This window comes from Bacillus sp. 22190 (assembly GCF_052045575.1).
GTDB lineage: Bacteria > Bacillota > Bacilli > Bacillales > Bacillaceae > Bacillus > Bacillus altitudinis.
The window spans coordinates 76,519-89,941 of sequence record NZ_JBQEPF010000002.1 but is presented as its reverse complement, the minus strand read 5'-3'; the positions used below and the strand labels follow the sequence as shown (position 1 = coordinate 89,941).

The 13,423-nt window shown below is 42.4% G+C and carries 11 protein-coding genes, 1 other RNA gene and 1 other annotated feature; of the genes, 1 reads left to right on the top strand and 11 read right to left on the bottom strand.

Annotated features, from left to right (window positions below):
- Positions 1-12 precede the first annotated feature (12 nt).
- From ACTJKA_RS03255 to ACTJKA_RS03235, 5 genes are all read right to left on the bottom strand, one after another.
- A complete protein-coding gene (locus ACTJKA_RS03255) occupies positions 13-777 on the bottom strand; it encodes a tRNA threonylcarbamoyladenosine dehydratase (RefSeq protein ID WP_008342718.1) in 765 nt (254 codons plus the stop codon).
- A 92-nt stretch (positions 778-869) separates the two neighbouring features.
- Positions 870-1,050: non-coding RNA, 6S RNA (gene ssrS / locus ACTJKA_RS03250), on the bottom strand.
- A 77-nt stretch (positions 1,051-1,127) separates the two neighbouring features.
- Positions 1,128-2,906, bottom strand: coding sequence for an aspartate--tRNA ligase (gene aspS, locus ACTJKA_RS03245; RefSeq protein ID WP_046527135.1), 1,779 nt, complete (start codon positions 2,904-2,906; stop codon positions 1,128-1,130).
- A gap of 18 nt (positions 2,907-2,924) precedes the next feature.
- A complete protein-coding gene (gene hisS / locus ACTJKA_RS03240; protein WP_008342721.1) occupies positions 2,925-4,199 on the bottom strand; it encodes a histidine--tRNA ligase in 1,275 nt (424 codons plus the stop codon).
- Positions 4,200-4,272: 73 nt separating this feature from the next.
- Positions 4,273-4,512: a binding site (T-box leader), on the bottom strand.
- Between the two features lie 58 nt (positions 4,513-4,570).
- The gene (locus tag ACTJKA_RS03235; RefSeq protein WP_003216250.1) at positions 4,571-4,741 is read right to left on the bottom strand and encodes a YrzK family protein; all 171 of its coding nucleotides are present in this window, start codon (positions 4,739-4,741) and stop codon (positions 4,571-4,573) included.
- Between the two features lie 164 nt (positions 4,742-4,905).
- Here ACTJKA_RS03235 and ACTJKA_RS03230 point away from each other — a divergent pair, with 164 nt between their 5' ends.
- The gene (locus ACTJKA_RS03230; RefSeq protein ID WP_430623133.1) at positions 4,906-6,459 is read left to right on the top strand and encodes an SH3 domain-containing protein; all 1,554 of its coding nucleotides are present in this window, start codon (positions 4,906-4,908) and stop codon (positions 6,457-6,459) included.
- Between the two features lie 93 nt (positions 6,460-6,552).
- On the opposite strand, the gene dtd is transcribed toward ACTJKA_RS03230, so the two are convergent.
- The 6 genes from dtd to ACTJKA_RS03200 form a co-directional block, all read right to left on the bottom strand.
- Positions 6,553-6,996, bottom strand: a complete 444-nt coding sequence (gene dtd, locus ACTJKA_RS03225; protein ID WP_249669263.1) for a D-aminoacyl-tRNA deacylase — start codon at positions 6,994-6,996, stop codon at positions 6,553-6,555.
- Between the two features lie 18 nt (positions 6,997-7,014).
- Positions 7,015-9,225, bottom strand: a complete 2,211-nt coding sequence (locus ACTJKA_RS03220) for a RelA/SpoT family protein (RefSeq protein WP_007501480.1) — start codon at positions 9,223-9,225, stop codon at positions 7,015-7,017.
- A 142-nt stretch (positions 9,226-9,367) separates the two neighbouring features.
- Positions 9,368-9,880 (bottom strand): adenine phosphoribosyltransferase, encoded by a 513-nt coding sequence (locus ACTJKA_RS03215; RefSeq protein ID WP_008342729.1) that lies wholly within the window; start codon positions 9,878-9,880, stop codon positions 9,368-9,370.
- Positions 9,881-9,903: 23 nt separating this feature from the next.
- The gene (recJ, locus tag ACTJKA_RS03210) at positions 9,904-12,237 is read right to left on the bottom strand and encodes a single-stranded-DNA-specific exonuclease RecJ (protein WP_440607625.1); all 2,334 of its coding nucleotides are present in this window, start codon (positions 12,235-12,237) and stop codon (positions 9,904-9,906) included.
- Positions 12,238-12,318: 81 nt separating this feature from the next.
- Positions 12,319-12,675, bottom strand: a complete 357-nt coding sequence (locus tag ACTJKA_RS03205) for a LapA family protein (RefSeq protein WP_017367707.1) — start codon at positions 12,673-12,675, stop codon at positions 12,319-12,321.
- A 99-nt stretch (positions 12,676-12,774) separates the two neighbouring features.
- The gene (locus tag ACTJKA_RS03200) at positions 12,775-13,263 is read right to left on the bottom strand and encodes a cation:proton antiporter regulatory subunit (protein WP_008342734.1); all 489 of its coding nucleotides are present in this window, start codon (positions 13,261-13,263) and stop codon (positions 12,775-12,777) included.
- Positions 13,264-13,423: the final 160 nt, after the last annotated feature.

The following is a 13,423-nucleotide window of genomic DNA, read 5'->3' as shown; positions in this document are numbered from 1 at the left end:
CAGGCGGGCTGTTTATTTATCTTTCACACGTGTAATCGGAATATCTTTTAAAAGCTTCATAATGACATGGCCACCCATGATCAGTCCAGCCACAGATGGAACAAACGCATTGGATGATGGCGGCATTTGTGCCTTACGAATTTTCGCTTCATCATTTCCAACTTCTTTTCTCACATCTTCACGAATGACAATCGGACTTTCATCAGAGAAAATAACTTCAATTCCCTTACGAATGCCTTCCTTCCGCAGGCGTGTTCTGACGACTTTTGCAATTGGGTCTGTATGTGTTTTCGAGATGTCATCAATTTTAAACCGTGTCGGATCTGTTTTGTTTGCAGCACCCATACTCGAAATAATGTTCACATCGCGTTTCAGGCACTCTTTCATTAAATGAATTTTATAATGAATTGTATCTGATGCATCAATGACATAATCAAGTGGATACTCAAAGAATTGTTCATATGTTTCTTCTGTATAGAACATTTTGAGCGCAACAACTTCACATTCTGGGTTAATATCAGCAATTCTTGCCTGCATTAAGTCAACTTTAGGCTGACCAACCGTTGATAGCAAAGCTGGCAGCTGCCTATTTACATTTGTAATATCAATATCATCTTTATCAACAAGAACAATACGGCCAACACCTGAACGAGCAAGGGCTTCTACTGCAAAAGAACCTACGCCGCCTACTCCAAGCACTGCAACTGTACTGTTTTTTAATATATTTAAGCCTTCCTTGCCAATGGCAAGCTCGTTTCTTGAAAACTGATGTAACAAGTGCCTCACTCCACCTTTATTTAAAATGAATCGAAAGAATCATATCATATTCAGCGTTCTCCGTCATCCTTCTCAAATAGAAAAAAACACAAAAAAGTCCCGATCACGCCGCCAGCCTTTCCTTCGTTTTGAACCCCGCACCATGCAGGTGGGTGCTTTCTTCCTCACTTTATAAGTCCTCAGAAGAGGCATTTATGCAGAAAGGAAAGGCAAGCTCCCGTAGAAAAAAATGTTCGGTCAAAACTAGGTAACCACCGTACGTATCAGGACTTTATTTATTGGTTGATGAAAGCATATCATAGGCATGTCCCTTTTTCAAGCGTTTACATGCCTATAAACATGCGCCTATTTTACTGTTTTACTTTTGTTTTAATCGCCAAACTCAGTTCATCTAGCTGCGCTGTGCTTACAGTGCCAGGAGCATCTGTGAGAACACAGCTTGCACTTGCCGTTTTCGGGAACGCAATGGTATCTCTTAGGTTAGATCGGCCGGCAAGCAGCATCACTAAGCGGTCAAGTCCAAGCGCAATTCCGCCGTGCGGAGGCACACCATGCTCAAATGCATCAAGAAGGAAGCCGAACTGATCGTACGCTTCTTCTTTAGAAAAGCCAAGTAAACCAAACATTTTCTCTTGAATGTCCTTTTCAAAAATACGAATAGAACCTCCGCCAAGCTCATAGCCGTTCAGCACAAGATCATACGCTTGAGCTTTCATATCTTCTGGACTTGTTTCAATTAATTCAAGATCATCACGAACTGGCATTGTGAAAGGATGGTGGGCAGCATAGAAGCGGCCTTCTTCTTCATCTTTTTCAAGCAGCGGCCAATCGACAACCCATAAGAAATTGAAGACAGACTCATCGATGAGTTTAAGCTCTTTGCCAAGTTTTAAGCGAAGTGCGCCAAGCGCATCATGGACAACAGACGTCTTATCTGCAACAAAGAGTAAAAGGTCGCCTTCTTCAACTTGAAGCTGTTCTTTTAATTCTGCTTGTTTTGACTCATCAAAGAATTTAGCGATTGGTCCTTTTAACTCTGTCCCTTCAGCTTTTAGCCAAGCAAGACCTTTTGCACCATAGTTCGCTGCAAATGCACCAAGTGCATCGATGTCTTTTCTTGAGTAGTTTGCTGCAGCCCCTTTGACATTAATGGCTTTGACAGCTCCGCCATTGTTTACAGCACCGCTGAAGACTTTGAAATCTGAGTCTTTTACCGTGTCTGAAATGTTGACAAGCTTCATGTCAAATCGGGTATCTGGCTTGTCAGAACCATAGGAATTCATCGCTTCATCGTACGTCATACGAGGTAATGGCAATGTCAGGTCAACGCCTTTGACATCTTTCATCACCTTTGACATCATCTCTTCAGCAAGCGTCATGATGTCTTCTTGACTCATAAAGGACATTTCAATATCGACTTGTGTAAATTCCGGCTGACGGTCAGCACGTAAGTCTTCATCTCTAAAGCAGCGAGCGATTTGATAGTAGCGGTCCATCCCAGACACCATGAGCAATTGCTTAAATAATTGCGGAGACTGCGGCAGCGCATAGAATTCTCCTTCGTGTACACGGCTTGGCACAAGATAGTCACGCGCACCTTCTGGCGTACTTTTTGTTAAAATTGGCGTTTCAATGTCTAGAAAGCCGTGATCATCTAAGAAATGGCGGAATGCTTTTGTGACTTCATGTCGCATTTTCATCGTTTCAAACATCGCAGGACGGCGAAGATCTAGGTAGCGGTATTTTAAGCGCACATCTTCTGATACCTCATCTGCTTGATCAGAAATCACAAATGGAGGCGTCTTGGCTTCATTTAAAACAGTGACTGTGTCGACTTGAATTTCAATTTTGCCTGTTTTTAAATTTGGGTTGATCGTGGCTTCTTCTCTTGCGACCACTGTCCCTTTAATATCAAGGACATATTCATTCCGAATCGATTCTGCTGTCTCAAGAGCCTCTTTTGATTGGTCTGGATGAAAGACAACTTGCACAATGCCTGTACGATCACGCAGGTCAATAAAGATTAATCCGCCAAGGTCACGACGTTTTTGTACCCATCCTTTTAATACAACGGTTTGACCGATTTGGTCTTCTGTTACTTCTCCACAATAAAAAGTTCTACCAAACACAAACATTCCACTCCTTCTTTACGCTTTCTGGTGGGCTTTCATCATTTGAATCAGCTCATCAAGCTTCACTTCAATTTGTTCACCCGTTGTCGTATCTTTTACGTTTACAATTTGCTGCGCTAGCTCATCTTCACCAAGAACTGCAATAAACTTGGCTTTCAAGCGGTCTGCCGCTTTAAATTGTGCTTTTAGCTTTTTCCCTGTATAGTCCATTTCACTTGAAATGCCTTCTTTTCTTAGGCGATTCAATAAGCCAACAGCATAATCTTTTGCTTGATCTCCTAATGCCGCAATATATAAATCAATGCCGTCTTGAACAGGAAGCTCGATCTTCTCTGCATCAATCGCTGATAGGAAACGTTCAATACTCATCGCAAAGCCGATACCTGGTGATTCAGGACCGCCAATTCCTTCAACAAGTCCATCATAACGGCCGCCGCCGGCTAATGTTGTGATCGCGCCAAAGCCTTCTGCATTACTCATAATCTCAAAGGCAGTGTGATTGTAATAATCAAGACCGCGCACTAAGTTCGGATCGACGACATATTCAATGCCTAGATCGGTTAAGTATTGTTTTACTTTTTCAAAATAAGTCCGTGATTCTTCATTTAAGTAATCTTGAATGGATGGTGCCGTTGCCATCAGTTCGTGATCGCGGTCCTTTTTACAATCAAGAATACGTAATGGATTTTGATGTAAACGAATTTGGCAGTCGTGACAGAATTCATCAATTCTTGGTTCAAAATGCTCGACAAGTGCTTGACGGTAATCTGCACGGCTTTCTTTGTCACCAAGGCTGTTAATGACGAGTTTTAAGTTGGAAAGACCCGCTTTCTCATACACACTCATCGCTAATGAAATGACCTCTGCATCAATGGCAGGATCTTTTGAACCGATCGCCTCAATTCCGAATTGATAAAATTGACGATATCTTCCCGTTTGCGGACGCTCATAGCGGAACATTGGTCCAATGTAGTACAGCTTTGTAGGCTGTGCAGGCTGTGCAAACAGTTTATTTTCAACATAAGAACGGACAGTTGAAGCTGTTCCTTCTGGGCGAAGTGTGATGCTACGTCCTTTTTTGTCTTCAAATGTGTACATCTCTTTTTGAACGATATCTGTTGACTCGCCTACTCCTCGTGCAAACAGTTCCGTATGCTCAAAAATCGGTGTGCGGATTTCTTTGTATTGAAAGGCTGCACATGTATCTCTCGCAATTTGTTCAACATACTGCCAGCGTTCTGATTCTCCCGGTAAAATATCCTGTGTGCCTCTTGGAATATTAAAACTCATTTTTCGTCCTCCTACGACCATCATTCATTTTTTATGTGGACATATAAAAAACCCCCGCCTCTACTATGTGTATAGTAGGGACGAGAGTTATACCCGTGGTGCCACCCTAGTTGGAACATGATCTAGCCATGTTCCCGCTCAAATCCTTAACGCAGATTCACGTTCTCCGCCTAATGACTCATTTTTTGAGTGTTCAGCAGGAAACCTACAGAGTGTTCTTTCGTGATAAATGCCATGCGGATTCGCTTTCAGCCTAAGGCGATTCCTCTCTGCTCACGCAATTTACCCTACTATTCTCTATCATCAGTTCCACATTTTAAATTTTCAAGTGTGTTGATTTATATTATAATAAGGTCGGTGCTGCCACTCTGTCAACCCTTGCCGTGTCTCTTTTTCTTTTCCAGCTCTTCTTTTGACGTGCATCCGTATTCAGATGCCGTTTCTTCAAGGAAGCCTGGTTGATCCATTTCGTCGTGCTGCCAGCGATCGATATCACGATGTCCATTATATTGCACTCGTCCTAATTTTCTGCTTAATCTCATGTTTGTACATCCTTTTATCACATTTTTATCTAGTATAAACAGATTGATTCATTTTTATTAGGGAAACTGCAAGGAATTCATCCATTACATAACGAATTAACATTCATCGGTTTTACAAGGGAGGGGAAAACACCGTTTTGAATCTAAAAACACACCATCACATCATGTTGCTGCTCACCTGTTTTGTCCTCATTGCCAGCACTTGGCCAATGACACATGCGACGGCTCAAACAGATCAAGCTGTCGTTGCAACAGATGAAATCAATGTGCGAACCGGACCTGGTTTAAGCTACGGGATCGCAGCAGTTGTGAAACGAGGAGAAAGCTATCCCATTCTCACTGAACAAGGAGAATGGGTACAGATCGGGCTATCGAACGGACAAAAAGGCTGGGTCGTCTCATGGCTGATTACCAAGTCATCTGATGCACAAAAGCCTGCTAAGCAAAAGACGCAAGGTCAAAGTACGCAAGGAAGCAGTTCGATTACGTCAACAGCCTCTGACCTTCGCATTCGGACAGGCCCAGGGACTTCCTATCAAGTCATTGGCACTTTCCCGCAAGGCGCTTCCGCTAAAAAGCTGGACACAAGCGGCGAATGGACAAAAATATCGTACAAACAAGCGGAAGGCTGGGTCCACTCTGATTATATTTCTGGCGGACAAAACGCTTCTTCATCCAGTTCAGCTGAGCCCGCTCGTTCTAAACAGTCCGGCACAGTTGGCGTATCAAGCTTGAATGTTCGTAAATCGGCGGCACCAAACGCACAAGTGGCCGCTTCACTTTCCCGTAACACTCAAGTCACCATTTTACGGGAGCAAAATGGCTGGTATGAAATCGAAGCAAAAGGCGTTAAAGGCTGGGTTGCAAGTTATTATATTGTTTCAAGCCAAGGAACAAGTTCAGCACCTGAAAAGAATTCATCCTCTTCGTCATCTCATCAGAAAGCGTACATCGTTTATGACGGAACGAATATTAGAAAAAGCGCTTCTACCTCTGCTGGTATTGCAGAAAGAGCAACAAAAGGAGCTGCTTATCAAATTGTTCGTACGCAAGGTGACTGGTACGAGGTGACATTATCAAACGGCGGAACAGGCTATGTGGCGAGCTGGGTCGTTCAAACAAAGAAAAATAGCAGCGAAGCACCAAGACCTCAGCAGGATTCATCGTCTGGCACTGGATCTTTAAAAGGCAAAACAATTGTGCTTGATCCTGGCCATGGCGGAAAAGACAGCGGCACGATCGGCGCAGACGGTGCATTTGAAAAGAATATCACGATCAAAACCGCTCATTTGCTGGCGGGTAAGTTAAGAGCTTCTGGAGCAAATGTCTATTTAACAAGAAGTGATGATACATTCATCAGCCTTCAATCGAGGGTTGCCACTTCACATTACCGAAATGCAGATGCATTTATTAGTCTTCATTATGATAGCTTTATGGACCCAAGTATCAGAGGGAGCACCGCATATTATTATCAGGCATCCAAAGATCAACGTCTGGCGACAAGCGTTCATACTGAAGTCGCAAAACGATCACAGATCCCTGATAAAGGAGTCAAATTTGGAGATTATTTTGTTTTAAGAGAAAACAAGCGCCCTTCCCTTTTATATGAACTCGGCTATTTAAGCAATCCTCAAGAAGAAGCGATCATTTATAGCGCCTCTTACCAAGAACGAGTGACAGAAGGAATGACAGAAGGATTAAAACAATATTTCCGATAGAAAAAAGAGGCCGCTGCGCCTCTTTTTTGATACCAAAAGAAAAAGACTCTAAACAAACTCTCAGCAAGAGTTTATCTACAGTCTAATGTCTTTCTATTCTTTGCTGTCCATCAACATGGTGACAGGCCCCGAATTGGTCAATGAGACGTCCATCATCGCCCCAAAACGCCCAGTTTCAACATGGATGCCTTTTTCTCTAAGCGTTTCATTGAAGCATTCGTAAAGTGAATTCGCCACATCCGGTTTGGCAGCTTTCATAAAGTTCGGCCGTCTGCCTTTTCTCGTATCACCATAAAGGGTAAATTGAGACACAGACAGTACACTTCCTTTTACATCTAACAAAGAATGATTCATTTTCCCGTTTTCATCTTCAAAAATACGCAAGTGTGCGAGCTTATCAGCTAAGTAATGCACATCTTCTTCTGTGTCTTCATGTGTAACCCCAACGAGCACCATATAGCCTTCATTGATGGCACCTGTGATCTCTTCTTCTACTTTCACAGATGCACTCGTCACACGCTGAACAACAAGCCTCATAGACGATATACTTCCTTTCTAATTCATAAATCGGCGAACTGAGTAAATGTCTTTGATTTGTTTGATACGTTCCACTACTTTATGCAAATGGTTAATATTTTGGATAAAGATCGCCATATGAATCGTCGCCACTTTGTTACGATCAGACTTACCAGATACCGACGAGATGTTCGTTTTGGTTTCGTTGACTGCTTGAAGCACCTCATTAAGTAAGCCGCGTCTGTCATATCCTAATATTTCAATTTCCACATTGTATTCTTTACGGTTTCGAGCAGGCTGTTCGTGCTCCCACTCGACCGGAATTAACCGCTCCTGCGCTTCTCCTGTCTTCACGTTTGGGCAGTCCTCACGGTGAACAGATACGCCACGGCCTTTTGTAATAAAGCCAACAATGCTATCACCAGGAACAGGATTACAACACTTAGATAAACGGACAAGCAAGTTATCAATTCCTTTCACTCGTACGCCAGCTTCGCGTTTTTTCCCGTGATATGGTTTTGACTCTACAGACACTTCTTGAACGGTTTTCTCTTGTTCTTCCTGATCTCTTTGTTTTCTTTCTTTTTCCGTTAAACGATTCGCCACTTGGAGTGCCGTAATTCCGTTATAACCGACAGCTGCATACATGTCCTCTTCATTTGAGAAATTAAATTTATCAGCCACTTTTTGCAGATTTTCAGCTGTCAAAATGTCTTTGACATCGAACTCAAGGTTTTTGATTTCTTTCTCCACAAGTTCTCGGCCTTTTTCGACATTTTCTTCACGGCGCTGTTTCTTGAAAAACTGTCTGATCTTGTGCTTCGCTTGGGAGGTTTGGGCAAGTTTGACCCAATCCTGGCTTGGTCCATAGCTATGCTTAGATGTCAGAATTTCAATAATGTCACCTGTTTTTAGCTTATGATCAAGTGTGACCATTTTACCGTTGACCTTGGCTCCGATTGTTTTATTCCCAATTTCCGAATGAATCCGGTATGAGAAATCAATTGGAACAGAACCAGACGGCAGCTCTATGACGTCTCCTTTTGGTGTAAATACAAACACCATATCAGAGAAAAGATCAATTTTTAACGATTCCATAAATTCTTCCGCATCTGTGGATTCATTTTGGAATTCAAGGATTTCTCTAAACCAAGACAGCTTCTTCTGGAAAACGGCTTCTTCCGTCGATTCTGCTGATTCTTTGCCTTCTTTATACGCCCAGTGTGCCGCAATTCCGTATTCCGCAATTTCGTGCATTTCCACTGTACGAATCTGAACTTCAAGCGGGTCCCCTTTTGGACCAATCACCGTTGTATGAAGAGACTGATACATGTTCGGCTTTGGCATCGCAATATAATCCTTAAATCTGCCTGGCATCGGCTTCCAGCATGTATGAATAATGCCAAGTACCGCATAGCAGTCTTTAATGCTGTCAACCAAAATACGAACAGCCAGCAAATCATATATTTCATTAAACTGCTTATTTTGCATGACCATTTTGCGATAAATACTATAAATATGTTTCGGTCTGCCGGAGAATTCAGCCTTAATGTTCACCTCAGACACGCGGTCTTTCACTTCATTGACAACCTCGTCCAAGTATTCTTCACGTTCCGCTCGTTTGCGCTTCATGAGATTCACAATCCGGTAGTATTGCTGCGGATTTAAATAGCGGAGGGCTGTATCTTCAAGCTCCCACTTAATCTTTGAAATCCCTAATCTGTGCGCAAGCGGTGCAAAGATCTCAAGGGTTTCATTTGAAATTCTTCGCTGCTTTTCCTGCGGAAGATGTTTGAGTGTTCTCATATTGTGAAGACGGTCTGCCAGCTTAATTAAGATGACGCGAATATCCTGCGCCATTGCAACAAACATTTTACGATGGTTTTCAGCCTGTTGTTCTTCTTGTGATTTATATTTAATCTTTCCGAGCTTTGTCACACCATCAACAAGCATGGCCACTTCTTCGTTAAAATGCTCTTTTAAATCTTCTAATGTCACATCCGTGTCTTCGACAACATCATGCAAGAAGCCGCCTGCAATGGTCGAAGGGTCCATTTCAAGATCAACAAGAATTCCCGCCACTTGAATAGGATGGATAATATAGGGCTCACCGGATTTCCGGTATTGTTCCTTGTGAGCATTTTCAGCATATTCGTATGCACGCTCTATAAATTGAATATGTTCAGCGGACAGGTATTCTCTTGCCTTATCAATGACCTGCTGCGCCGTTAAAACTTGTTCGTTCGCCATGGAATCACCTTTTTAAATGAAAACTGTATTGTAGTTTATTATCAAGAAAAATTCGATAGATGTAAAGAGAAGAAGTCCGCTAAAAGATTTTTGATAGGAAAAAAGCACCCTTCTTACTGAGTGCTTTTTGCGTAAAACTCCATTAGTATTGCATTAACGTCAAGATGTCGTAACCGTCAAGCTTCTTTCTGCCATCAAGATACGTCAGCTCAATTAAAAATGCAATCCCTGCCACAACGCCGCCTAATTCCTCAACCAGCTTGATGGACGCTTCAATCGTTCCACCTGTCGCAAGCAAATCATCTGTGATCAGTACACGCTGACCAGGACGAATTGCATCTTTATGAATCGTTAATACATCTTTACCGTATTCCAAACCGTAATCGACTTTGATGACTTCACGAGGAAGCTTTCCTTCTTTACGAACTGGGGCAAAACCTACACCAAGTGCGTATGCTACAGGGCAGCCAATAATGAATCCACGCGCTTCAGGTCCAACAATGAGATCAATGTCTCTTTCCTTCGCGTATTCAACGATTTGATCCGTTGCATAACGGTACACTTCGCCTTTATCCATTAACGTTGTAATATCTTTAAATTGTACACCTTCCTTTGGGTAGTCAGGTACAACTGTCACATATTGTTTTAAATCCATCTTTTCCTTTTCCTCCTCGTACGTCAAAGCACAGGTGAGACTTCGCTCATCATGCTATTCAGCCATTCCTTCAGCTCTTTGGCTGAGGAATATGTTAGTGTTTGATCGAGTTCCATCAATCGTTGTTTTGCTGTATAAGACGATGATGCGGTTAAATCTTTTTTAGGGGCATCACGCACTATTGACAGCACACCATTCTCTATTTTAACAAAACCGAGTTCAAAAAACACCTTTGTCATAAAAATGATTGTATCTTTTGTCCAACCTCTATGTTTGGCAAGCTCCATGCCTTGTTCTTTAATAGGAAAACTTCCTCGTTTGAACAAGAACCCATAAAACCATTTGAATTGATCACGGCTCGGGAATGAGGACATAAAGTGATCTTCTTTCCGCTGAAACACCGTATAAATTCTTGCTGGTTGTTGGTTTTCTAAAAGCAGCTTGAGCAAGTGTTCATCGGCAGGAACATCGGCAAAGATCACATACTTTTCCTGCACATCAAACGTGGATACATTTTCTGCATCAATAAGATGAATCGGAATATCCACTAGCTCCGATTGCCTTTTTGTTTCTTCGTCAAAACAGAAGACCATCGTTTTTGCTGGATCAAGTGTTGATACTTTCTTTTCCCAATCTTTTTTCCCGCGCAAATCAAACAGCTGCCATTCATCGACTCTAGCGTCTTTTAGCATGAGCTGAGGTTTCTTTCGGTTATTCCATTCATTAATCGAGACCTCGCCAACGACAGAGATTTGACTCCCTGGGACAAGTTCTTCTTTTAGCTTGCCTTGGTGAAAACCGACACAGTCGAGCAGCTTGTCTTCGTCTTTTAGTGACATTTTAATGTGATTTTGATTGGCCCCGATCGTTCGGATGTCTTCAAGCTTGGCGTCTTCAATCATAATGAACGGCTTAGGATTCTGCATGCCAAACGGGGACAGCAGTCCCACTTCTTCAATGGCTTGCACCGTCATTTCGTCCACTTTACATACTGCATCGACCCGTTGAATTGGAATAAAATCTTCTTCTGTCAACGTTTCATTTGCATATTGATTCAATCTTTCCCTAAGTAAAGGAACATCATCCGCTTGAAGTGTCATTCCTGCTGCCATCGGGTGTCCACCGAAATGCGGCAGGATGTCACGGCACTTACTCAAATGGAAAAATAAATCAAAGCCAGGAATACTTCGTGCTGACCCTTTCGCCATCTGCGTTTCTTCGTCTATTCCAAGCACAATCGCCGGACGAGAAAATGTATCCGTCAATTTTGAGGCAACAATGCCGACAACGCCTGGATTCCAGCCAGCTTTTGCTACGACGATAGCAGACTGGTCAGCGCCTGTCTCTTCAACCATTTGAATGGCTTCTTCCGTGATCGTACTCACAATTTTCTGCCGTTCTTTGTTCAATTCTTGTACAAAACGAGCGAGTTCTTCTGCTTCATCCATATCCTCAGTCATGAGAAGATGAACAGCCGGATCTGCCTGCTCAATTCGTCCAACAGCATTCAGCCTTGGCGCAATTTGAAAGCCGACCGTTTCCTCATTTGCTTCTTCAAGAGTGGCGCCTGCTTCTTTTAATAACGCTTTTAACCCAAGCCGTCTAGATTGACGAAGCTGCAGAAGACCTTTTTTGGCAATCCATCTATTTTCATCATGCAGCGGGACAAGATCCGCAATTGTACCGATTGCAGCAAGATCTAATAATTCTACTGGGAGTTTACCGAGGAGTGCATGTGCCACTTTAAACGCAACACCGACACCCGCCAGCTCTTTAAACGGATACTCACACCCATGCTGCTTAGGATGTACAATTGCAAGTGCCTCAGGCAGTTCCTCGCTTGGTTCATGGTGATCTGTGATGATCAGGTCTAATCCTATTTCTTTTGCAATACGTGCTTCATTTACAGCAGCGATCCCTGTATCCACGGTGATAACAAGCGATGCTCCTTGCTCTTTGATATATCGGAAAGCCTGTTCGTTTGGCCCATATCCTTCTTTAAATCGATCTGGAATATAAAAGTCCACCTTCGCAGACCGCTCTTTTAATGTATGTAAAAGTACAGACGTACTTGTCACACCATCTGCATCATAATCTCCGAAGATCACAATCGATTCCTGCTCTTCGATCGCTTTGTTGATGCGCTCTACTGCTTCTTTCATTCCTTTTAATAAGAATGGATCATGAAATACGGCTTTTTGATCAAATAAAAAAGACCTCGCTTCTTCTACTTCTTCGAGCCCTCTTTGTACAAGAAGTGATGCAGTCAGCGCTGAAATATTCAGATTTTCAGAGAGTGATTTCACTTTTTCTTCGCTAGGATGTTCATATTCCCAACGCATTTTGGATAATAACATAAATTCACCCCTCAACCACACTATTATACTAGAGTGGACTGAGGGGTTTCAATTTTTATTTTATGAAATTGTACTGGAAGATTATTTTTCCTTCCGGTCAAAAGACGCTGGCTGTTCTTTTAAAGGTGTGACATTCGTTTTCTTTTGAACGTCTTTGTCCGCCTTTTTATGAGAAGAAGCAGGGCTTGCTTTAGCGGCTGCGTGTTCAGCTTTTAATGTTTTTAATTCACGTTTTAGTTTCACAATTTGGAAAATCCCCGCAAAAGCCACAATGAGTCCGCCCATAAGAACAGAACCGATAATGACAAGGATCAGCGGCCATTCAGCCGTTCCAAATAAGTAGTCTACCTGTACAGGCCGCACGTTAATAACAGCAAATACCGAGACAATTAATACGAAAATAAATGCGAGTATGATGGTCCATTGTTGTTTATTCATCTACAAATCCCCCAAGCTTTTTCTTTTATTCTTCCCTCTTTCTTGTCCTTTTTAAACACCGAAAGAACATGGCGGAAGGTTTTCTATCAGCATGGGCGCTTAGCTGCTGAGTTTTTCTTTAATGAGGCTCTTTAATTCTTTTCTTTCTCCAGAGATGACAAGGGTGTCTCCTTCTTCAATCACCGTATCTGGTCCTGGATTTAAAATTTTCTCATGTGATTTTCTCACAATGGCGATGACTGTTACTTGATAGTTTTGGCGAACACTCAGGTCTCCGATCGTCTGGTTAACAGCCGGTGCGTTCTTTTCAATCTTAAACCATTCAATGATGAGTTCATCAATGGCCACCTCCACTGTCTCAAGCGCTTTTGGTTTATAGACCATGCCGCCTAAAATAGCCGAGATTTGTCTTGCTTCTTCATCGCTAAGCAAGATACCAGAAATACATTCTTCGTGATCATCTTCTTGAAAATGATACATCTCTCTTCTGCCGTCATCATGTGTGATAATGGCAAGTTTCTCATTATTTCTTGTGATCATTTCGGCTTTGTGACCGATACCTGGCAGTTCAGTTTCCCGAACCTTCATAACAGCCCCTCCAATGAATAAAAGCCAAATGCCCCAAACGGACACTTGCTTTCTATACTGATCTAAACGTATGTCATTATAGCAAAAGACCATTTCAAGATCAATGAAACCCGAAATGTTTTTACATATCATCTTATTGTTGTGACGATGACAAGTATGA

What these genes read in the sequence shown, in the direction of transcription:
- hisS (WP_008342721.1), bottom strand. Translation starts at nt 4,199, where the DNA reads ATGAGTTTTAATATTCCAAGAGGCACACAGGATATTTTACCGGGAGAA.
- ACTJKA_RS03235 (WP_003216250.1), bottom strand. Translation starts at nt 4,741, where the DNA reads ATGAGATTAAGCAGAAAATTAGGACGAGTGCAATATAATGGACATCGT.
- ACTJKA_RS03230 (WP_430623133.1), top strand. Translation starts at nt 4,906, where the DNA reads ATGTTGCTGCTCACCTGTTTTGTCCTCATTGCCAGCACTTGGCCAATG.
- dtd (WP_249669263.1), bottom strand. Translation starts at nt 6,996, where the DNA reads ATGAGGCTTGTTGTTCAGCGTGTGACGAGTGCATCTGTGAAAGTAGAA.
- ACTJKA_RS03220 (WP_007501480.1), bottom strand. Translation starts at nt 9,225, where the DNA reads ATGGCGAACGAACAAGTTTTAACGGCGCAGCAGGTCATTGATAAGGCA.
- ACTJKA_RS03215 (WP_008342729.1), bottom strand. Translation starts at nt 9,880, where the DNA reads ATGGATTTAAAACAATATGTGACAGTTGTACCTGACTACCCAAAGGAA.
- recJ (WP_440607625.1), bottom strand. Translation starts at nt 12,237, where the DNA reads ATGTTATTATCCAAAATGCGTTGGGAATATGAACATCCTAGCGAAGAA.
- ACTJKA_RS03205 (WP_017367707.1), bottom strand. Translation starts at nt 12,675, where the DNA reads ATGAATAAACAACAATGGACCATCATACTCGCATTTATTTTCGTATTA.
- ACTJKA_RS03200 (WP_008342734.1), bottom strand. Translation starts at nt 13,263, where the DNA reads ATGAAGGTTCGGGAAACTGAACTGCCAGGTATCGGTCACAAAGCCGAA.